The organism is Saccharothrix deserti, assembly GCF_009769385.1.
Classification (GTDB): domain Bacteria; phylum Actinomycetota; class Actinomycetes; order Mycobacteriales; family Pseudonocardiaceae; genus Actinosynnema; species Actinosynnema deserti.
Genome location: NZ_VKAB01000001.1, coordinates 293226 through 314167 on the forward strand (window position 1 = coordinate 293226; position 20942 = coordinate 314167).

The following is a 20942-nucleotide window of genomic DNA, read 5'->3' on the forward strand; positions in this document are numbered from 1 at the left end:
ACCTTCAGAATTCGTCGCTAGTGCTAAACGATGTGGGCGCTGAGACTCGGGGGCGTGAAACCACGCCACGTCGCTATCGCGGTGCTCGTCGCCACCATCTGGGGGATCAACTTCGTCGTCATCAAGGTGGGGCTGCGCGACTTCCCGCCGCTGTTCTTCTCCGCGCTGCGGTTCCTGGCGGCCGCCGTGCCCGCGCTGTGGTTCGTCGGGCGGCCCAAGGTGGCGTGGAAGTGGGTCGTCGCGGTCGCGTTGGCGCTCGGCGTGGCCAAGTTCGGGTTGGTGTTCGTGGGGATGGCGGCGGGGATGCCCGCCGGGTTGTCGTCGCTGGTGTTGCAGAGCCAGGTGTTCTTCACCGTGCTGTTCGCGGCCGTGCTGCTGCGCGAACGGCCGCGGCCGGTGCAGTTGCTGGGCATGGGCGTGGCGGCGGCGGGGATCGCGGTGATCGCGGTCGACTACGGCGTGAGCAGCCCGATCTCGGCGTTCCTGCTGGTGGTCCTCGGCGCGGTGGCGTGGGGCCTGGCGAACGTCGCCACCCGGTACGCCCGGCCGCCGGACCCGATCAACTTCATCGTGTGGGTCAGCGCGGTAGCCGTGCTGCCGCTGTTCGGGCTGTCTCTGGTGTTCGAGGGGCCGGCGGCGGACCTGGCGGCGTTGCGGGGGCTCCGCTGGACGGGCGTGGGCGCGATCCTGTTCATCGCGTGGGTGTCGACGCTGCTCGGCTTCGGGCTGTGGAACCTGCTGCTGCGGACCTACGCGGCGAGCGCCGTCGTGCCGTTCGCGCTGCTGGTGCCGGTGGCGGGGATGTTCTCGGGCTGGTTGCTGCTGGACGAGACCATGACCGCGGTCCGCCTCGGCGCGGCCGTCCTGGTGATCGTCGGCATGGCCGCGACCACCCTGAAACGCCGTGAGCCGCGGGTGGAGGCACCGCCCGCGCCGGTTGACGTGCCGGTGGCGGTGCGATGAGCCGGTTCAGGCGATCGGCGGGGCGCCGGCGGGCGGGATGACCGGAAGCCCCGCCGGCGCGCCCCGCTCCAGCAGCGCCCACACCGCGTCGGTGTCGAGGTGGTCGGCGACCAGGTCGCCGAGCAGGTCGAGCTGTGCGGCCCGCCGTCCGGCGAAGTCCACGTCCGGCGCGGGGGTGAAGCCCTGCCGTCCCGCGTGGCCTGCGGCCCAGCGCAGGAACTCGCGGCGGAACGCGTCGTTCTCCAGCAGCCCGTGCCAGTGCGTGCCGGCGACCCGGCCGCGCAGTGCGCCTTCCGGCGTGCCGTCGGGCAGCGTGACCAGGCCCTCCTCGGCGGTGCGGGTGACCTGGCCGTGGTGGATCTCGTAGCCCGTGACGGGTTCGCCGAACGCGTCGCCGTGCGGCCGGCGCAGGGTCTTGTCGGGCTGGAACCGGATGTCCACGTCGAGCAGGCCGAGCCCGGCCACCTCGCCCGCGCGCGACTCGACCGCGTCCTGGATCGTCCGGCCGAGCATCTGGAACCCGCCGCAGATGCCGAGCACCGGTCCGTCGTGCGCGGCGATCGCGTCGGCCAGGCCCGTGGCGCGCAACCAGCGCAGGTCCTCGACGGTGGCCTTCGAGCCGGGCACGACGACGAGGTCCGCGTCGGCCAGCCGGGACGGCTCGGTGACGAACCGCACCGACACGCCCGGCTCGCAGGCCAGCGCCTCCACGTCGGTGGCGTTGGAGATCCGCGGCAGCCGCACCACGGCCACCCGCAGCCACTGGTCGCCGCGCGGCGGCTCCGGACGTCCGATCACGCCGTCCGCCGCGTACGACAGCGAGTCCTCGGCGTCCAGCCACAGCTCCTCCCGCCACGGCAGCACGCCGTACACCGGGCGTCCGGTGAGGGCCCGGAGCTGCCGGAGACCGGGTTCGAGCAACGCCGGGTCACCCCGGAACTTGTTCACCACGAACCCGCTCACCAGCGCCTGGTCGGCCGGGTCGAGCAGGGCGAGGGTGCCGAAGAGGTGCGCGAACACCCCGCCCCGGTCGATGTCGCCGACCACGAGCACCGGCAGGTCCGCGGCCCGCGCGAGGCCCATGTTGGCGATGTCGTCGGCCCTCAGGTTGATCTCGGCGGGCGATCCGGCGCCTTCGCAGATCACCACCTCGAAATCGTCCCGGAGGCCGTCCAAGGTGGAGAGGACCGTGGTGAACAGCTCGGCCTTGCGCTCGCGGTAGGACAAAGCGGACACCTCGCCCACCGCCCGGCCCAGCACCACGACCTGGGAGCTGCGGTCGCCGCCCGGCTTGAGCAGCACCGGGTTGAACCGCACGCTCGGCTCCAACCCGCACGCGGCGGCCTGGACGGCCTGGGCGCGGCCGATCTCGCCGCCGTCCGGCGTCACGACCGAGTTGTTGGACATGTTCTGCGCCTTGAACGGGGCCGTCTTCACACCGCGCCGGGTGAGCCATCGGCACAGGCCGGCGGCCAGGACGCTCTTCCCCGCGTCCGACGTCGTGCCGGCCACCAGCAACGCACTGCGCACAGTGACTCCTCGCGTCGGCTGCGCCGACAATCCAACTCAGCGGCTGAGCCGACAATCAGATTCATCGGCTGAGCCGACAATCGGACTTTGTCGGTCCAGGCTGACATCATCCACGTCATGGTCGACGCCCCCGCCACCGCAGTCCTGGTGCACAGCCCCTACCTCGGGCCGGCAAGCCTCCGCCCGCTCGCCGGGGCGCTCGCCGCACTCGGCCACCCGGTGGTGTTGCTCGACCTGCGGGTCACGGTCAACGCCGCGCCCGTCCACCAGCGGCTGATCGGCGTGTTCGCCGACGCGATGGAGGACTCCCTGGTCGAGGGCGAGCTGGTGCTCGTCGGGCACAGCGGCGCCGGTCCGCTGCTGCCCGCGTTCGCCGACGCCCTGGAGACGCCCGTGCGCGGGCTGGTGTTCCTCGACGCCGAAATGCCCACACCGGGGCGCAGCTGGCGTGACGACGCGCCGGCCGAGCGCATGGCCCGCCTGAAGGAGATCTCGCGGGACGGGCTGATGCCGCGCTGGGACCTGTGGTTCGCGCCGGAGGTGCTGTCCGCGATGGTGCCGGACGTGCGGCTGCTGGAGGAGATCGTGGCCGAGGCGCCCGAGGTGCCGCTGGCGTTCCTGAAGGAGCCCCGGCCCACCGTGGCGTGGACCGGGCCCTGCTCGTACGTGAAGCTCAGCCCCGCGTACGACGCCGCGGCTTCGGCGGCACGCGAGTTGGGCTGGCCGGTGGTCGAGCTGGACAGCCACCACCTGGGCGCCGTGACGGCGCCCGACGAGGTGGCGGCCGCCCTCGTGCCGCTGATCAGCAGACGGTGAGGATCTCCGCGCCGTCGTCGGTGACCACGAGCGTGTGCTCGAACTGGGCGGTCCAGCTCTTGTCTCGGGTGGTGACCGTCCAGCCGTCGTCCCACAGGTCGTGCTCGATACCGCCGAGGGTGATCATCGGCTCGATGGTGAACGTCATGCCCGTCTCGATGACCGTGGGCACGTGCGGCGCGTCGTAGTGCAGCACCATCAGGCCGCTGTGGAAGGTGCGGCCGATGCCGTGGCCGGTGAAATCGCGCACCACGCCGTAGCCGAAGCGGTTGGCGTAGGCCTCGATGACGCGGCCGATGACGTTGAGCTGACGGCCGGGCTTCACGGCCTTGATGGCGCGCATGGTGGCCTCGTGCGTGCGTTCGACCAGGAGGCGGACCTCCTCGCTCACCTCGCCGGCGAGGAAGGTGGCGTTCGTGTCGCCGTGCACTCCGCCGATGTAGGCGGTGACGTCGACGTTGACGATGTCACCGTCCTCGACCACGGTCGAGTCGGGGATGCCGTGGCAGATGACCTCGTTCAGCGAGGTGCAGCAGGACTTGGGGAAACCGCGGTAGCCGAGCGTGGACGGGTACGCGCCGTTGTCGCACAGGAACTCGTGCGCGACCGCGTCGATCTCGTCGGTGGTCACGCCGGGCACGATGACCTTGCCGGCCTCCTGCAACGCCTGCGCCGCCAGCCGACCCGCGACGCGCATCGCCTCGATCACCTCGGGCGGCTGCACCCACGGATCGGTGTTGCGCTGGGGTGCGGGGCGGTCGACGTACTCGGGCCGCTCGATCTCGGCGGGCACCGGACGGCGGGGGGACAGCACACCTGGCTGTAGGACGGCACGCACGGACATGCCCCCCAGATTACGGCTCAGCGTGATGAGGCATGCGCCACGTGTCCGTTAAGCCTCCGACTCGGCCGTTCCGGGCGAGGCGATCGGCAGCCCCATCTCGTCGGCGGCGGTCAGGAGTCGCTTGTCGTAGGCCACGAACGCGTCGAGGTGAAGCCGGACACGTAGGGCCGAGGCGAGGTGGATCGCATCCAGCGACTTCAACGGAAGCGCCAGCGCACCGGCCGCGTCCAACAGGTCCGTGGTCATCGGCATCTCGTCGAGTTCGACCAGAAGCGACGTAGCCATGCGGATTGCCGCGTCGCCCTCCGCTCGCACCGCTCGCACCAACTCGACCCGCGCCAACGAACTGCTGACCCGTGGTACGTCACTCCGATCGTCCAACCACGAACTCAGCGCCGGGGTCTCGGCTTCGGTCAGTACCAGCTTCGCCAAGGCCGAGGTGTCGAGATAGATCACCAGCGCTCGTCCTCACGCATCTGGCGTAGCACTTCCGAGATCGGTGTGCCCGTGGCAGGGGGCAGAGGCTTCGGAAACGGTCGCCCTCGTCCACGAAGTAGCACGCCGTTCGCGACCAACTGGTCTCGCACGGAAAGTGCTTCGTCACCAGGAGGGCCGATCTCGGCGACCACTCGACCATGGTCGGTGACCGCGATCCGCTCACCGGCTTGGGCCCGACGCACGTATTCGCTCGTGTGGTGACGGAGTTCGCGAAGTCCGATCCGGTCCATGTGCAACAATGTATCACATTGATCTTGGACCGTTCAGCCCAACGCGCCCAGGAAGCGGGCCGAGGCGTCGACCGCCGGAGCGGAGCTGTTCGTGCCCAGCAGCAGGGTCGCGAACGCCACGTCGCCGCGGTAGCCCACGAACCAGCCGTGCGAGTTCGTGCCGTCCCCGAACTGCGCCGTGCCCGTCTTGCCCCGCACGTCCCCGTACGGCTTGAGCTGCGGCGCGGTGCCGGATTCGACGACCTCCCGCATCATCGCCCGCAACGGCTCCAGCACGGCCGGTGCGGGTGCGGTCGGGGTGTGGTCGACCTTCGTCTCACGACCGCGCAGCAGAGTCGGGACGGGCATCTTGCCCGACGCCACCGACGCCGCCACCAGAGCCATCCCGAACGGGCTCGCCAGCACCTTGCCCTGGCCGAAGCCGTCCTCCGCCCGCTCCACCACGTCGGTGGCGGGCGGCACGGAACCGGTGATCGTGGTGATCGCCGGGATCTCGAAGTCGACGCCCAGGCCGAACGAGTCCGCCACCTTGGTCAGCTCCTCCGGCCCCATCTCGGCCGCCAGTTGCGCGAACGTCGTGTTGCACGAGAACGCGAACGCCGAGTGCAGCGGGATCGTGCCCTTGTCGAACTCGTGGTCGTTCGGCACGATCCGGCGCCCGTCGATGGTCGTCTTGCCGGGGCACGGCAGCGCGCTGTCCGCGTTCACCTTCCCCGCCGACAGCGCCGCCGCCGCCGTCACGATCTTGAACGTCGACCCCGGCGGGTAACGGCCGGTCAGCGCCACCGCGCCCTCCGCGTCCGCCGGGCCGTTCTGCGCCACCGCCAGCACCTCGCCGGTCGACGCCTGCAACGCCACCAGCATCGCCGCCTGCGGCACCGACTCCAGGGCGTCCTCGGCCGCCGTCTGCACGGTCCGGCTCAACGCGGTCGTGATCGCCTGCGCCGGCTCCGGCGCCTGCTCGTGCAGCGTCTCCACCTCGTCACCGGCCGCGTTGACCGTGTAGACGCGCAGCCCCGCGCGCCCCGCGATCTCCTCCTCCACGGCCTTGCGCACCGCCGGCAGCACCTGCGACCCGAACGCGCGCGACGGCGGGAGCAGGCTCGTCTGGGTGGTGAACCGCACGCCCGGCAGCTCGTAGATCGCGGGCTTGACGGTCTGGTAGTCCGCGTCGCGCAGGGCCGCCACCTGGTACACCTGACCGGCGGGCAGCTTCGACACGCCGTCCACGATCGACTGCTGGGTGATGGCGGCGTCGATCGGCGTCAACGCGGCGGCCAGGGCGCCTGCCACCGCGCCCACGTCACCCGCCTCCTTCGCGTCCAGCAGGATCGACACGACCTGCTCCGGCGACAGCAGCGGCGTCCCGTCGCGGTCCAGCACCGGCGCCAACGTGGGCCGCACCTCGGCCAGGCCGAGCGACTGCTGCGCGGCGAGCTTCGGGTGCACGACCGAAGGCGCCCAGTGCACCTTCCAGTCGTCCTCCTCGCGGCGCAGGTCGAACTCGGTCTGGTAGCTCCACGCGTGGTCGTGCCCGAGGTCCCAGTCGAACCGGGCGGTGGCGTCGGCGGCGGACGACTCGCCGGACGAGCGCACCTGCTCGATCTTGGCGGTCATCCCGGCGGGCTTCAGCACCTCCCGGACCTTGCCCAGCACGTCCTTGGCGCCGGTGGGGTCGTCGGTCAGCCCGGCGGCGCCGTCGACGTCACCGGCGGCGAGCTTGGTGAGGAAGTCGTTCGTCACCTGGTCGGGACCGGGGCGTGAGGAGAACAGGCCGCAGCCGCTGACGAGCAGCAGGACCACCCCGGACAGAACCAGGCGGGACAGGGCCGGCTTGCGCGCGATCACGGCGCCGAGTATGCCCGGTCCACCGCACGGGCCCGAGAGCCGCCCGCGCGACACCCGCGCGCAGGCCTCGGAACAGCCCTCAGAACAGCACGGTCGCGTACTGGCCGACCTGGGAGAACCCGATCCTGCGGTACGCCGCCCTGGCCACGTCGTTGTAGGAGTTCACGTACAGCGACGCGGTCCGCCCGAGGCCTCTGACCAGGCGTTCGGCCACCGCCGCGGTGCCCGCCGTTCCGATGCCGTGGCCGCGGCGGTCCGGCCGCACCCACACGCCCTGGATCTGGCCGACCTTCTTCGACATGGCCCCGATCTCGGCCTTGAACACCACGTCGCCGCCCTCGAACCGGGCGAACGCCCGCCCGCCCGCGATGAGCTCGGCCACCCGCGCCCGGTAGGACGCGCCGCCGTCCTCGGCGCACGGGTCGACGCCGACCTCCTCGATGAACATGGCGACCGCGGCCGGCAGGTACCGGTCCAGCTCCTCCGGTCGCACCGGCCGGACCAGCGGGTCCAGCGGGATCGACGGGCTGCCGCCCAGCGCCATCAGCGGCTGGTCCTCACGCACCTCGCGGGCCGGACCCCAGTCCGGCGCGAGTTCCTCCCACAGACCGAGCACCTGCTCGGCGGGCCCGACCAGCGAGGAGCACATCCGGCCACGGCGGCGGGCCCGGTCGGCGAAGCCGCGCAACGCGGGCGTGTTGCCCCGCAGCGGGATGAGGTTGGGACCGGCGAAGCACAGCGCGTCGACCCGGCCGCCGCGCAGCGACCGGTGGTCGTACGCCCAGACCTCGCCACCCAGCCGCCACGGGTCGAGGCCCGCGACCTCGACCCGTGCGGCGACCATGCAGGACGCCACCGGGTCGGCCGCGAGCACGGCCAGGACCTCGGTCAGGTCCCGCTCGTCGAGCAAGCGCGCGCCAGCCAGCCTCAGCACGCCTCAAGCCTGCCAGATGGACCGCGTTACCGGCGCGTCCGCCACCCTCTCAGCCGACCGTCACGACCGGCTCGCCGCCCTCGACGGACTCGCCCATCTCCTCGGCGATGCGCATGGCTTCCTCGATCAAGGTCTCCACGATCTGGTGCTCGGGCACGGTCTTGACGACCTTGCCCTTGACGAAAATCTGGCCCTTGCCGTTGCCCGACGCGACACCCAGGTCCGCCTCGCGCGCCTCGCCGGGCCCGTTCACCACGCAGCCCATCACGGCGACCCGCAGCGGCACCTCCATGCCCTCCAGACCCGCCGTGACCTGCTCCGCCAACGTGTACACGTCCACCTGCGCGCGACCACATGACGGACACGACACGATCTCCAGCTTCCGCGGCCGCAGGTTGAGCGACTGCAGGATCTGGTGCCCGACCTTGACCTCCTCCACCGGAGGAGCCGACAGCGACACCCGGATCGTGTCCCCGATGCCCTGCCGCAGCAGCGCGCCGAACGCCACCGCGGACTTGATCGTGCCCTGGAACGCCGGACCCGCCTCGGTCACACCCAGGTGCAGCGGGTAGTCGCACTGCTCGGCCAACAACTCGTACGCCCGGACCATCACCACCGGGTCGTTGTGCTTCACCGAGATCTTCAGGTCGTGGAAGTCGTGCTCGGCGAACAGCGACGCCTCCCACAACGCCGACTCCGCCAACGCCTCCGGCGTCGCCTTGCCGTACTTCGCCATCAACCGCGGGTCCAACGACCCGGCGTTCACCCCGATCCGGATCGGCGTGCCGTGGTCACGCGCCGCCGCCGCGATCTCCTTGACCTTGTCGTCGAACTTCTTGATGTTGCCCGGGTTCACCCGCACCGCCGCGCACCCGGCCTCGATCGCCGCGAACACGTACTTCGGCTGGAAGTGGATGTCCGCGATCACCGGGATCTGCGACTTCTTCGCGATCGCCGCCAACGCGTCCGCGTCGTCCTGCGACGGGCACGCCACCCGCACGATGTCGCACCCCGCCGCGGTCAACTCCGCGATCTGCTGCAACGTCGCGTTCACGTCCGCGGTGACCGTGGTGGTCATCGACTGGACCGACACCGGGAACTCACTCCCGACGCCCACGGACCCGACCATGAGCTGCCGGGTCTTGCGCCGTTCCGACAACACCGGAGGCGGCATCGCCGGGATACCGAGCATGACGCCGTCACTCATTGGACTAGCACCTCTCACTGGAAGAGCCGGATGGGGTTGACGATGTCCGCGGTGATCGTCAACAGCGTGACCGACCCGCCGAGGAAGATCACCAAGTAGGTCAGCGGCAGCAGCCGCAGGTAGTTGACCGGTGCGCCGTCGGGCAGGCCGCGCAGCTTCCGAATCCAGTTTCGCACCCGTTCGTACAGGTTGACCGCGATGTGACCACCGTCAAGCGGGAGCAGCGGCAGGAGGTTGAACACACCCACGAAGAAGTTCAGCCCCGCCAGCATCAACCAGAACAGCTGCCACAGGCCACGGTCGACCGCCTCGCCGCCGAGCCTGCTCGCGCCCACCACGCTGACCGGGGTGTCGACATCGCGCTCGCCGCCGCCGATCGCCTCGATCACCGCGGGGATCTTCTTCGGGAAGTTGATCAGGCCGCGCCAGGTGTTCTCGAACATCTGGCCGGTGAACGCGGTCGCGCCGCCGATGGCGGTCACCGGGTTGTACTCGAAATTGGTCTGGTGGATGATCCCGATCGCGCCGACCTCGGACTTGTAGCGCGTGCCGTCCTTGCGCTGGAGCTCGCGCTCGACCCGCGCGACGTCCGCGGTGAGGGTGATCTCCTGGCCGTCGCGGAGCACCTTGAACTCCGTCGTGCCGGACCGCTCGCGGGTCTTCTGCAGCACGTCGGTCCAGGTGGGCGTGGCCGCGCCCGCCACGGACAGGATCTCGTCGCCGGCCCGGAAGCCCGCGTCCTTGGCCGGCGCCGGCGCGCCCGGCGCGCAGTCCGCGTCCGTGCTGCTCTGCACACAGGGCGTGACCTCGGCGACCAGCGCGGTGTCGCGCAGGTTCGGGATGCCCATGGTCCAGGCCATGAAGTACAGGATGATGAAGCCCACGATGAAGTGCGTGATGGAGCCCGCGGAGAGCACCACCACGCGCTTCCAGGTCTTCTGCCGGTTGAACGCGCGGTGCCGGTCCGCCGGGGCGACGTCCTCCAGCGCGGTCATGCCGACGATCTCGCAGAAACCACCCGCCGGGATGGCCTTGATGCCGTACTCGGTCTCACCGCGGCGGAACGACCAGATGCGCGGTCCGAACCCGATGAAGTACCGGGTCACCTTCATCCCGAACATCTTCGCCGTCGCCAGGTGGCCGAGCTCGTGCAGCGCGATCGAGATGCCGATCAGCAGGGCGAACAGCAAAATGCCCAAAAAGACGACCACGTCAGTCCCTTCCAGACCCCACCGAAGTGGCCACGAGTTCCCGCGCCCGCGTGCGGGCCCAATGCTCCGCCGCGAGGACCTCGGCGACGTCCGCCGGCTCGTGCGCCCAGCCGTCCGCCTCCGCGAGCACCCGTTCCACAGTGTCCACGATGGAGGTGAACGACGTGCCGCCGCCGATGAAGACCGCCACCGCTTCCTCGTTCGCCGCGTTGTACACCGCCGGGAGGCAACCGCCGCCGGAGCCCGCCTGCCTGGCCAGCCGCACCGCCGGGAACGTGTCGTCGTCCAGCGGCTCGAAAGTCCACGCCGTGGCCACGTCGAAAGTACACGCGGCGGCGGCGCCGGGGATGCGGTCCGGCCAGCCGAGGGCCAGCGCGATCGGCAGCCGCATGTCCGGCGGGCTGGCCTGGGCGAGGGTGGAGCCGTCGGTGAAGGTGACCATCGAGTGCACGATGGACTGCGGGTGCACGACCACGTCGATGCGGTCGTAGGGCACTCCGAACAGCAGTTGCGCCTCGATCAGCTCCAGGCCCTTGTTGACCAGGGTGGCCGAGTTGATGGTGATGACCGGGCCCATGGACCACGTCGGGTGCGCCATGGCCTCGGTCGCGGTGACGTCGGCGAGGTCGGCGCGGGTCCGGCCGCGGAACGGGCCGCCGGAGGCGGTGAGGACGAGCTTGGCGACCTCGTCGGCCCGGCCGCCGCGCAGGCACTGGGCCAGCGCCGAGTGCTCCGAGTCGACCGGCACGATCTGGCCGGGCGCGGCCGCCTTGAGCACCAGCGGACCGCCCGCGATCAGCGATTCCTTGTTGGCCAGGGCGAGCGTCGCGCCGGCCTTGAGGGCGTGCAGCGTCGGCGCCAGGCCGATGGAGCCGGTGATGCCGTTGAGCACCACGTCGGCGGGCGTGGAGTCGACCAGGTCGGTCATGGCGGTGGGGCCGGCGAGGATGCGCGGCAGCTTGAACGCGCCCTGCGCGTAGCCGCGCCGCTGCGCCTCGGCGTAGAGGGCGAGCGTGACGTCCTCGACCGCGGTGGCGCGGGCGACGGCCACGGCCTCGACCCCGAACTCGACGGCCTGGGCGGCGAGGGCGGCCGGATCCGCGCCGCCGGCGGCCAGTCCGACCACGGAGAACCGGTCGCGGTTGGCGGCGATGACGTCGAGGGCCTGGGTGCCGACCGACCCGGTGGAACCGAGGACCAGGACCGTGCGTGGTGTGCTCATCACCGCCATTGTTCCGGAAGCAACCTGATAACCCGCACAGCGGTACTTCGGTAACGGAACGATAACGGGCGCGTGGTCTCACCCGAACGTGGGCACTCCTCGATCAAGCGCCTCGACGGATCAGCCCGTCGCGGCCACCAGGAAGGAGAGCCCCCGTGGGCATCTTGGGTTGGATCGTCCTCGGCCTCATCGCGGGTGCCATCGCCAAGGCCATCATGCCTGGTCGGGACCCCGGCGGCATCATCATCACGATGCTGCTCGGCATCGTCGGCGCCATCATCGGCGGCTTCGTCGGCCGGGCCATCTTCGGGACCGACCTCAACACGTTCTTCGACCTGAGCACCTGGCTGCTGGCCATCCTCGGCTCGCTGATCGTGCTGGGCATCTACCGCTTGGTGACGGGCACTCGAGCCAGGGCGTGACCTCGCTCGACACACCGGAACCCCATCCACGAGTGCCCCGTCGGCAAACCGATGGGGCACTCCCGTGTGCCCAGCAGCGCTCGTCCTTGGTTCAGGCGGTGTTCGTCCTCACCCGGCAAGCCCCGCGTCGCGCGCCAGCAGGGCCGCCTGCACCCGGTTGGTCAGCCCCAACTTGGCCAAGAGCCTGCTCACGTAGGTCTTCACGGTCGCCTCGCTCATGTGCAGCCGCTGCCCGACGTCCGCGTTCGACATGCCGAGCCCCAGCAGGGCCAGCACCTCGACCTCACGTTCAGTGAGCCCCTCGACCTGACGCATCGCCTCCTGGCGCCGAGGTTGACCGACTTGGGCGACCATCCCCACCACCCGGCTGGTCACCATCGGTGACAGGTACGCCTCCCCCGCGTGCACGGCGCGCACGGCGCGCAACAGCTCCTCGGGCGCCGAGTCCTTCAGCAGGAACCCGGCCGCGCCGTCGGACAGCGCCCGGACGATGTTGTCGTCCTCGCCGAACGTGGTGAGGATCACCACCCGCACCGACGGCGCGGCGGAGCGCAGCTCGCGGGCCGCGGCCAGGCCGTCCAGCCGGGGCATCCGGATGTCGAGCACGGCGACGTCCACCCGCCGTTCCAGGGCGGTCTGCACGGCCTCGCGACCGTCACCGGCCTCGGCGACCAGCTCGATGTCGTCGGCGGTGCCGAGGATGGCCTTGATGCCTGCTCGCATCAGCGGCTCGTCGTCGGCGATGAGGACCCGGATCAACGTTCACTTCCCCTGCAGGTGGGTGTTCTTCTCGACGAGCTTGCCGTCGGCGAAGCAGAACCGCACGATCCTGGTCGCCTTCGACGAGTAGGTCTGCCGGTCGGCCACCCGGTAGTGGCACGTCGCCCCGGCGGGTTCGGGCTCGGAATCGGTCTTGAGGTCGCCCAGCGGCGGCTCGGCGCCGCCCGGCAGCATCGCCATGACCTCGGCCTCCGACTGCCCGACCGACACCGAGTCGTACAGCTCGTCGGACACCACTTTGGTGAACGGCTGCGCCCCGAGCCACGTGTAGCCGGCGACGACCACGGTGACCACGACCCCGGCCAGCAGGATCGAGCCCACGCCCGCCCACTTGCGGATGCCGGTCGGCTTGACCGGCTCGGGCGGCTGCTCGTCGAACGGCTCGTCGTCGGCCGCGGCGGTGTCCTCGTACGGCAGCACGGCCGCGATCCGGAACCCGCCGGTGGGCAGTTCGCCGACGTGCAGCATCCCGCCCGCGAGCCGCACCCGTTCGCCCAGCCCGATCAGGCCGAACCCGGCGCCCTCGAGCGGCTTGGCCCGCGGCGGGTTGTTGCGGACCTCCACCACCAGCGCGTCCGGCTCGTACTTCACGGTCACCTGCACGCTCGCCCCCGGCGCGTGCTTGTTGGCGTTGGTCAGGCCCTCCTGGGCGATGCGGTAGGCGGCGTGGCTGACCTTCGCGGGCAGCGGCACGGCTTGGCCGCCGCGGACCAGGCTCACCCGCACACCCGCCCGGCGCGCGCCGTCGACCAGCTCGTCGATCGAGTCCACGGTCCGCCGCACCTGGTCCTCGTCGGGCTCCTCGTCGCGCCGCAGCACGCCGATGACGCCGCGCAGCTCCTCCATGGCGGTGAGGGCCGCGGTGCGCAGCACGTGCACCGCCTCGCGCTGCTTGTCGCCGAGGCCGGCGTCCAGCGCCAACGCGCCCGCGTGCACGGAGATGAGGCTGAGCCGGTGGCCGAGGCTGTCGTGCATGTCCTGCGCGATCCGGTTGCGCTCCCGCAACCGGACCTGGCGCGACACCATCCGCCGCTCGCGCACCATCCGCTCCTCGCGCTCCTGGAGTGCCGCGACCAGCGCGTTGCGCTGCGCGGCGTACCGGCCGACGAGGAACGGCAGGGCGACCAGCATGCCGTAGATGGTGAGCATCACCCACGAGCCGAACGGACCGGACAGACCGGGGGTGGACACGTCCCAGGCGATCATGTGCAGGGCGAGCGAGAGGACGGCGGTGAGCAGGGCGCGTTGCCACGGCCCGATCCGGTAGCCGGCGGCGTAGCTGAGCATGATGATCAGCGCGACGCCGCCGTGCTCGGCGCTGAACGCCACCCACGTGCCGACCAGCAGCGCGACGGCGGGGAACAGCAGTCGGGCCAGGTAGAGCGCCACGTAGCCGGAGCCGACGACCACCACCGTCCACCCGGACGGCTGCCAGTCGCCCGCGATCCAGCCGGGGAACACGTCGAGGGCGAGCAGCGCCAGCACGGCCAGCAGCTCGCGCCCCACCCGCCACGGCGTGACCCGGCTGAGGCGTTCGGCGTGGGCGCGCAGGAATGCGGCGGGCGCCTCCCGGAGGTCCGGCAGGACGGGCCGGAGCCGCTGAACGACGGACGTCACAGGCGACAACGTTAAAGAACCACCCGATCGCCGGCCGCGTTCATTGGTCTCGAACATGTCCGACGAAAGTTGACGCAGGTGACGCCCGGCGGGCCCGCCACGCGACCACCAGCACGCCCACGACGAGCAGGGCCGCGCTCACCCCCACCATCAATGTCGACAAAGCGACGATTTCCGGTGACACACCCCGGCGGCCGGCCTGGGCGTAGACGAACACCGGCAGCGTCGTGGAGCCGACGCCGGTCAGGTAGCTGGACGTCACCACGTCGTCGAACGACAGCAGGAACGCGAACGCCGCGCCCGCCGCCACCGCCGGGGCCACCAGCGGCAACGTGATGGTGCGGAAGGCCACCAGCGGGCTCGCCCCGAGGTCGGCGGCGGCCTCTTCGAGGCGTTCGTCCATGCCCGCGACCCGCGCCCTGACCACGACCACCACGAAGCTCAACGAGAACGCGACGTGCGCGGCCAGCAACGCGCCGAAACCGAGCGGGATGCCGGCGAGCTTCACGCAGAACCCGAGCAGTGCCACCCCCAGCACCACCTCGGGCACCACCAGCGGCAGGCTCAGCAGGATCGTCCACACACCCCGGCCGGGGAAGGCGCGGCGCAGGCCGAACGCGGCGAGCGTGCCGATGGCGGTGGCGATGACCGCGCTGGTCGTGGCCAACCGCAGGCTCAACCCCAGGGCGTCGAGCACTCGTGAGTCGTGGAACAACTCGACGTACCAGCGGACCGACAGCCCGGTGACCCGGCTCAACGACCGCGAGTCGTTGAACGACACCACCGCCAACCACACGATCGGCGCGTAGAGGAACACGAACACCAGCACGGCGGCCGCGCCCAGGACCCAACGTCGGCGGTTCACAGCACGTCCTCGCCGCGCTTGCCCCGCAACACCAGCACGACCACCACCAGCACCAGCAGCAACACCGCCATCGCCGACCCCAGCGGCCAGTTGTTGCCGCCCCGGAACTGGTCGTCGATCACGCTGCCGAACGTCGACTGGTCCACCCCGCCCAGCAGCCGGGGCGTGACGAAATCACCCGCTGACGGCACCAGCACCAGCAACGACCCGGCCAACACCCCCGGGAACACACCGGGCAGCACCACCCGGAAGAACGTCGACGCCCGCCCGTGCCCCAGGTCGTACGACGCCTCGACCTGCCGGTGGTCGAACCGCTCGCACGCGACGTACAGCGGCAGCACCATGAACGGCAGGAACCCGTACGTCAGCCCCACCACCACCGCACCGTGCGTCAGCAGGAACCCGCCGTCGCGGTCCAACCCCACCGCACCCAACAGCCGGTTGACCAGCCCCTCACCGTCCAGCAGCGCCTTCCACGCGTAGATCCGCGCCAGGTAGCTCGACCAGAACGGCACCAGCACCGCCACCAGCAGCGCCGTCCGGAACCGCCCGCTGTGCCGCGCGATGAACCACGCCAACGGGAACCCCAGGAGCAGGCACAACGCCGTGGTGGCGCCCGCGTAGGCCAACGTCCGGCCGAAGATCGGCAGGAACGCCGGGTCCAACGCCGTCACGTACGCCCGCACGGTCCACGGCAGCACGGCCCGCGCCACACCGGTGTCGCGGGTCGCGAAGCTGAACTGCGCCACCAGCGCCAGCGGCGCGAGCAGGAACAGGCCCAGCCACACCCCGGTCGGCGCGAGCAGACCGGTGGCCACGACCCACCGCGGCCGGGCCATCAGCCGGTCTTGACCCTGGTCCACGCGTCGGCGTAACGGGCCTCCACGTCCGCGCCGAGGTCCTTGGTGAACGGCAGCTTCGCCAACTGCTCGTCCGACGGGTACACCAGCGGGTCGTTCAACAACTCCGGCTCGATCATCGGCCGCGCGGCCTCGTTGGGGCTGCCGTAGCGGATGGCGTTCGCCAGCGCCGCCCCCACCTCCGGTCGCAGCACGTAATCGATGAACTTGTGCGCGTTCTCCGCGTGCGGCGCGTCCTTCGGCACGCACAGTAAGTCCACATAGGACAGACCACCCTCGGTCGGGATGGCGTACGCCAGGTCCTCGTTCGCGTCACCGGCCTGGAACGCGTCACCGGAGTACGCCTGGGCCAACGGCACCTGGCCCGAGCTCAGCGGCTCGATCACGTCCGAGGTGATCTGGCCGATCTTCTTCTTCAGCTCCAGCAGCACGGTCACCGCCTCGGCGATCTGCTTGGCGTCCGAGGTGTTCGGGTCGTGGCCGAGTTTGAGCAGGCCGAGCGCCATCGCGTCACGCGCCTCGTCCAGGATCGTGCTGCGACCCTGCGCGGCGGCCAGGTCGTAGGCCGAGAAGCCGGTCACGTCGCCGAGCTGCGCCTTCGAGTACGCCAACCCGGTCGTGCCCCACGCCCACGGCACCGAGTACTGGTTGCCGGGGTCGTAGTCGGCCTCGGTGAACCGCTCGGCCAGGTTCTTCAGGTTCGGCAGCAGGTCGTGGTCCAGCGGCGAGAGCAGCCCGGAACGCAGGAACCGGCGCAGGAAGTTGTCGCTGGGCACCACCAGGTCGTACCCCGCCGCGCCGGAGGCGATCTTGGCTTCCATCTCGTCGTTGGAGCTGAAGTTGTCGTAGGTGACCTCGATGCCCGCGGCCTCGGTGAACCCCGACAACGTGTCCGGCGCGATGTAGTCGGTCCAGTTGTAGAAGTTCAGCTTCGCCTCGGCCACGGCGTTGGCCGCCTCGACCTTCGACGTGGGCGCGCTGCTCGTGCCGGTCGGCGCGCTGCCGACACCGCACGCCCCGGTGGCCGCCAGCGCGAAGAACGCCGACGAACGCAGCACGGTCCGGCGGGTGACCCTGGCGCTGTCGGCGTCCCAGAGGCGGGCGATCCGGAGGTTCTTCTCAGTCATCGACATCCTCCAACAACACGGTGAAGTCGGGATCCCAGGCCATCCGCACGGGCTGCCCCGGTGACCCCGCGTCGGCGATGCGGCGGGTGTTCTGGACGAACGCGACGAGCTCCGCGCCGCCCGGCACGTCCACCACGTACTGCGTGGACACGCCCGTGTAGACGACGTCGCGCACGGTGCCGGTGAGCACGCACCAGCCCGTCGGCGGGTCGTCGGCGAGGTCGTGCAGGTGCACCTTCTCCGGGCGCACGGTGGCCGCGACCCGCTGCCCGTGGCGGAGTCCGCCGCTGTTCAACGGCGCCCGCAGGCCGGTGACGCCCGGCGCGTCCAGCACCGCCCAGCGACCGTCCACACCGGACACCTTCGCGTCGAGGATGTTGGAGGTGCCGATGAACCCGGCCACGAACCGGGTCGCCGGGCGTTCGTAGACGTCCTCCGGGTAGCCGACCTGCTCCAGCCTCCCGGCGTTCATCACCGCGACGCGGTGGGACAGGACCAGCGCCTCCTCCTGGTCGTGCGTCACGTAGAGGAACGTGGTGCCGACCTCGCGCTGGATGCGCATCAGCTCGATCTGCAACTCCTTGCGCAGCACCGCGTCCAACGCGCCCAGCGGCTCGTCCAGCAGCAGGAGCCGGGGGCCGGCCGCCAGCGCGCGGGCGATCGCGACGCGTTGCTGCTGGCCACCGGACAACTGCGCGGGCCGGCGTTTGGCGTACCGCTCGAGTCGGACCAGCTCCAGGTGCGCGCCCACGACGTCGTTGAGCTTCGCGCCCTTGACGCCCTTGCGCTTGACCCCGTACGCGACGTTGTCCCACACCGACATGTGCGGGAACAGCGCGTACGACTGGAAGACCGTGTTCACGTCACGCCGGTAGGGCGGCACGCCGACCACGTCCACGCCGTCCAGCTCGATCCGGCCCTGCGTCGGGTCCTCGAACCCGGCGATCATGCGGAGCAACGTGGTCTTGCCGCAGCCGGAGGGGCCGAGGACGGAGAAGAACTCGCCTTCGTGGATCCGCAACGTGACGTCGTCCACCGCGGTCTGGTCGGAGAAGCGCTTGGTGACGCCGTCGAGGCCGACCTCGACCGGCGCGAAGGTGTCCGGCATGCGGCCCTCGGCCGGGTGGAAGCCGGGTACCGGCTGTTCGGTCAACCTCGTCGCCTTTCCGGGCAGCCCGGGGTCCGGACCGGCCTGGCAGGGTGCGATGGCGAACACGCGGCGGACGCACGGCGTACGCGCGCGAGAGCCGAGAGTAGACGTCACGGCGGTGCCGCGCACCTCACGTCTCGCGTGACGCGGGCGTGTGCGACGATGTCGCCGGTAGTGAACGTGATCGGGTAGGAAGGTCGTGCGGCTGTGTCTTCGTCCTCTGAACTGGACAAGCGTCCGGCGGTCGACACCCACGACGAGCCGTCGGCCGAGTGGGGTTGGCACGGCAGCTTCCCCAAGGGCATCAAGATCGCGGGCTGGCTGTCGACCCTCGCCGTGTTCTCCCTGCTGATCGGCAACCACCACGGCCGCACCGAGAACATCTGGGTCGTCCTGGTGGGCGTCTCGATGGCCGTCCTCCTGATCTGGGACCAGGTCCGCAGCCGCACCTCCTGGCGCCGCTAGGTTCCCGTCGCCCGCGGGCTACGCGAGCCGCAGCACTCCCGGCACCTCGTCGTTGAAGATCTCCACCAGCCAGTCGAAGACCGTGTCGCCCTCGCCCGCGCGGGCCCGCTCGATCCTCTCCCGGAGCGCGGGCCCGTGCGACGGGTGGCCACGCTTCAGCAGCAGCTCGAGCTGACGCACCGTCTCGGGGTAGCCCAGGTTCCGGCGGGACACTTCGTGATCACGCCACTCGAAGACGAAGTCCTCGTCGTCAGGCGTACCGAACCCGCCGCGCAGGCAGTCCGTGAAGGCATCGAGATTCCTGCCGAAGTACCCGCCGGGTCCGTTCACCGCTTCGCCGACGACCCGCCAGAAGTCCTCAAGACTCCCGACCTCGACACCGTCCACGACGTACACCGCTGTCACAGGTTCACGATAGGGCGGCCGTACAGGGGATTTACCCCTCGGCGGCGAGCCGGCCGCAGGCAATCAGCTTCCACCGGCGGCTCGCCCATGCCCCCCCATTTACAACTCAGGAGCATCGCCCCACGGGTTGAGCACCTTGATACCGGTGTCGACGAAGTCCTTGATGTTCCGGGTGGCCAGGCAAGCGGCGTAGTGACGGCAGATCGCGGCGATCTGCGCGTCGGCCATGCTGATCGGATGGCCGTTCGCCTCGCGCGTGGCGGCGATCTCGCCGTAGTAATCCGCGGCGACACTGTCGAAAGGCAAGATCTGATCTTGAAAGTCCTCAGCCAGAAGGTCCGAGATCCTTGCCGCCAGTACGGTCTTGCGCTGCCCCTCCGGCAGTCGAGCGACCCCGTACGCGAGCTCGGCGGCCGTCACCGCTGTGATGAAGACATCCTCAGCCGGATACCGATCGACCCAGCGGACAACGCCGTCATCCGGAACTTGCCGCATCAGTTCGGAGACGACGTTGGTGTCAAGAACGATCACTCAGGAAGCTCCGCGGCTCGTGCGGGCTCCGTCCGCTGCGGCGGCTCGACCGACAGATCCCCCACGTCGCTGAACCTTTGCCGAATTCGCGAACCCATTCCCACGCCGGACATCGGCTTGGTCAGCACCGAGGCAAGGATCGCCCGCACTTCGGCTTCCATCGACCGGCCGTGCTCGGCAGCGCGAACGCGCAACCTGGCCTTCAGACCCTCATCGAAGTCTCGGATCGTCAACGTCGCCACTGTCCACCTCCCATGCCACCACTGCTGTCAATGCTAGCACCGAGGAGAGGCGAAGCACTAACCCTCGGCGGCGAGCTGGCCGCAGGCAGCCGCGATCTCCTGCCCCCTGGTGTCCCGGACCGTACAGGCGACACCCTGCTCGTTGACCCGGCGCACGAACTCCCGCTCCACCGGCTTCGGCGACGCGTCCCACTGCGAACCCGGCGTCGGGTTCAACGGGATCACGTTCACGTGCACCAACTGACCCAAATACCGGCGCAGCAGCTTGCCCAGCATGTCCGCACGCCACGGCTGATCGTTGATGTCCCGGATCAACGCGTACTCGATCGACACACGACGACCCGTGCGATCCGCGTAACCACGCGCCGCCTCCAACACCTCGGCCACCTTCCACCGCGTGTTCACCGGCACGAGGGTGTCCCGCAACTCGTCATCCGGCGTGTGCAACGACACCGCCAACCGGACCTGCAGGTTCTCCTCGGTCAACTTCCGGATCGCCGGCACCAACCCCACCGTCGACACCGTCACCGAACGCTGCGAAATCCCCAACCCCTCCGGCGCCGGATCACAGATCCGATGCACCGCCTCCACCACACGCTTGTAGTTCGCCAGCGGCTCGCCCATGCCCATGAACACGATGTTCGACAGCCGACCCGGCCCGCCGGGCAGCTCGCCGTCACGCATGGCCGCCGCACCGCGCCGCACCTGGTCCACGATCTCCGCCGTGGACAGGTTCCGGGTCAGCCCGCCCTGGCCGGTGGCGCAGAACGGGCACGCCATACCGCAGCCCGCCTGCGACGAGATGCACAGCGTGGCGCGGTCGGGGTAGCGCATCAGGACGCTCTCGACCAGCGTGCCGTCGTGCGCGCGCAGCAACGTCTTGCGCGTCGTGCCGCCGTCGGCCTCGACGCTGCGCAGCTCGGTCCACAGCGGCGGCATGAGGTCGGCCACCAGGCGGTCGCGGGCGGCGGTGGGGATGTCGGTCATCGCGTCGGGGTCGACGGTCAACCGGCCGAAGTAGTGGTTCGACAGCTGCGCGGCGCGGAACGGCTTCTCACCGAGCGCGGCGACCGCCTCCCGACGCTGGTCGGCGGAGAGGTCGGCGAGGTGGCGCGGCGGCAGCCCGCGCTTGGGCGCGTCGAAGACGAGGGGGAGGGCAGTCATAGCACCGTCCA

The 20942-nt window shown here is 70.5% G+C and carries 23 protein-coding genes; 4 read left to right on the top strand and 19 right to left on the bottom strand.

The window, feature by feature from the left end:
• Positions 1–54 precede the first annotated feature (54 nt).
• Positions 55–963, top strand: a complete 909-nt coding sequence (locus FM051_RS12870; protein WP_158843156.1) for an EamA family transporter — start codon at positions 55–57, stop codon at positions 961–963.
• 6 nt (positions 964–969) lie between these two features.
• On the opposite strand, the gene FM051_RS12875 is transcribed toward FM051_RS12870, so the two are convergent.
• On the bottom strand, positions 970–2493 hold the full coding sequence (locus tag FM051_RS12875) for a cobyric acid synthase (RefSeq protein WP_158843157.1): 1524 nt from the start codon (positions 2491–2493) through the stop codon (positions 970–972).
• Positions 2494–2610: 117 nt separating this feature from the next.
• On the opposite strand from FM051_RS12875, the gene FM051_RS12880 reads away from it, so the two are divergent.
• Positions 2611–3309, top strand: a complete 699-nt coding sequence (locus FM051_RS12880) for an alpha/beta fold hydrolase (protein WP_158843158.1) — start codon at positions 2611–2613, stop codon at positions 3307–3309.
• Here the strand turns inward: FM051_RS12880 and map are convergent.
• The 8 genes from map to dxr form a co-directional block, all read right to left on the bottom strand.
• A complete protein-coding gene (gene map / locus FM051_RS12885; RefSeq protein WP_158843159.1) occupies positions 3296–4153 on the bottom strand; it encodes a type I methionyl aminopeptidase in 858 nt (285 codons plus the stop codon). The genes FM051_RS12880 and map overlap by 14 nt on opposite strands.
• Before the next feature lie 48 nt (positions 4154–4201).
• A complete protein-coding gene (locus FM051_RS12890) occupies positions 4202–4609 on the bottom strand; it encodes a type II toxin-antitoxin system VapC family toxin (protein WP_158843160.1) in 408 nt (135 codons plus the stop codon).
• Positions 4606–4881, bottom strand: coding sequence for a type II toxin-antitoxin system Phd/YefM family antitoxin (locus FM051_RS12895; RefSeq protein WP_158843161.1), 276 nt, complete (start codon positions 4879–4881; stop codon positions 4606–4608). The genes FM051_RS12890 and FM051_RS12895 overlap by 4 nt, the downstream gene beginning before the upstream one ends.
• Before the next feature lie 33 nt (positions 4882–4914).
• A complete protein-coding gene (locus FM051_RS12900; protein ID WP_238412352.1) occupies positions 4915–6729 on the bottom strand; it encodes a penicillin-binding transpeptidase domain-containing protein in 1815 nt (604 codons plus the stop codon).
• A 79-nt stretch (positions 6730–6808) separates the two neighbouring features.
• A complete protein-coding gene (locus FM051_RS12905; RefSeq protein WP_162470704.1) occupies positions 6809–7663 on the bottom strand; it encodes a GNAT family N-acetyltransferase in 855 nt (284 codons plus the stop codon).
• Positions 7664–7712: 49 nt separating this feature from the next.
• A complete protein-coding gene (gene ispG, locus FM051_RS12910) occupies positions 7713–8870 on the bottom strand; it encodes a flavodoxin-dependent (E)-4-hydroxy-3-methylbut-2-enyl-diphosphate synthase (protein WP_158843162.1) in 1158 nt (385 codons plus the stop codon).
• Positions 8871–8884: 14 nt separating this feature from the next.
• Positions 8885–10081 (bottom strand): M50 family metallopeptidase, encoded by a 1197-nt coding sequence (locus FM051_RS12915; protein ID WP_158843163.1) that lies wholly within the window; start codon positions 10079–10081, stop codon positions 8885–8887.
• Position 10082: 1 nt separating this feature from the next.
• The gene (dxr, locus tag FM051_RS12920; RefSeq protein ID WP_158843164.1) at positions 10083–11303 is read right to left on the bottom strand and encodes a 1-deoxy-D-xylulose-5-phosphate reductoisomerase; all 1221 of its coding nucleotides are present in this window, start codon (positions 11301–11303) and stop codon (positions 10083–10085) included.
• Positions 11304–11458: 155 nt separating this feature from the next.
• On the opposite strand from dxr, the gene FM051_RS12925 reads away from it, so the two are divergent.
• A complete protein-coding gene (locus FM051_RS12925; protein ID WP_077006775.1) occupies positions 11459–11725 on the top strand; it encodes a GlsB/YeaQ/YmgE family stress response membrane protein in 267 nt (88 codons plus the stop codon).
• A gap of 108 nt (positions 11726–11833) precedes the next feature.
• On the opposite strand, the gene FM051_RS12930 is transcribed toward FM051_RS12925, so the two are convergent.
• Genes FM051_RS12930 through FM051_RS12955 form a run of 6 tightly spaced genes read right to left on the bottom strand, consistent with a single transcriptional unit; the run spans position 11834 to position 18127 of the window.
• Entirely contained in the window at positions 11834–12484 is a 651-nt protein-coding gene (locus tag FM051_RS12930) for a response regulator (RefSeq protein ID WP_158843165.1), read from the bottom strand.
• 3 nt (positions 12485–12487) lie between these two features.
• On the bottom strand, positions 12488–14122 hold the full coding sequence (locus tag FM051_RS12935) for a sensor histidine kinase (protein ID WP_238412353.1): 1635 nt from the start codon (positions 14120–14122) through the stop codon (positions 12488–12490).
• A gap of 40 nt (positions 14123–14162) precedes the next feature.
• A complete protein-coding gene (locus FM051_RS12940) occupies positions 14163–14987 on the bottom strand; it encodes an ABC transporter permease (RefSeq protein WP_158843167.1) in 825 nt (274 codons plus the stop codon).
• Positions 14984–15850, bottom strand: coding sequence for an ABC transporter permease (locus tag FM051_RS12945; RefSeq protein ID WP_238412354.1), 867 nt, complete (start codon positions 15848–15850; stop codon positions 14984–14986). Before FM051_RS12945 ends, FM051_RS12940 begins: the two co-directional genes overlap by 4 nt.
• Positions 15826–16974: a polyamine ABC transporter substrate-binding protein gene (locus FM051_RS12950; RefSeq protein ID WP_158843168.1), complete on the bottom strand. Its 1149-nt coding sequence runs from the start codon at positions 16972–16974 to the stop codon at positions 15826–15828. The genes FM051_RS12945 and FM051_RS12950 overlap by 25 nt, the downstream gene beginning before the upstream one ends.
• Positions 16967–18127 carry an ABC transporter ATP-binding protein gene (locus FM051_RS12955; protein ID WP_238412355.1) on the bottom strand — a complete coding sequence of 387 codons (1161 nt, stop codon included), beginning with the start codon at positions 18125–18127 and terminating at the stop codon, positions 16967–16969. Before FM051_RS12955 ends, FM051_RS12950 begins: the two co-directional genes overlap by 8 nt.
• Positions 18128–18331: 204 nt before the next feature.
• Between FM051_RS12955 and FM051_RS12960 the strand changes: the two genes are divergently transcribed.
• On the top strand, positions 18332–18589 hold the full coding sequence (locus tag FM051_RS12960; RefSeq protein WP_158843169.1) for a DUF2631 domain-containing protein: 258 nt from the start codon (positions 18332–18334) through the stop codon (positions 18587–18589).
• Positions 18590–18607: 18 nt separating this feature from the next.
• Here FM051_RS12960 and FM051_RS12965 read toward each other — a convergent pair whose 3' ends face one another.
• The 4 genes from FM051_RS12965 to rlmN form a co-directional block, all read right to left on the bottom strand.
• Entirely contained in the window at positions 18608–18994 is a 387-nt protein-coding gene (locus FM051_RS12965; protein ID WP_158843170.1) for a barstar family protein, read from the bottom strand.
• 99 nt (positions 18995–19093) lie between these two features.
• Positions 19094–19525, bottom strand: coding sequence for a type II toxin-antitoxin system VapC family toxin (locus FM051_RS12970; RefSeq protein WP_158843171.1), 432 nt, complete (start codon positions 19523–19525; stop codon positions 19094–19096).
• Complete coding sequence (locus FM051_RS12975) at positions 19522–19767, bottom strand: FitA-like ribbon-helix-helix domain-containing protein (protein ID WP_158843172.1); 246 nt, start codon at positions 19765–19767, stop codon at positions 19522–19524. The genes FM051_RS12970 and FM051_RS12975 overlap by 4 nt, the downstream gene beginning before the upstream one ends.
• A gap of 57 nt (positions 19768–19824) precedes the next feature.
• Positions 19825–20931 (bottom strand): dual-specificity RNA methyltransferase RlmN, encoded by a 1107-nt coding sequence (rlmN, locus tag FM051_RS12980; RefSeq protein WP_158843173.1) that lies wholly within the window; start codon positions 20929–20931, stop codon positions 19825–19827.
• Positions 20932–20942 lie beyond the last annotated feature (11 nt).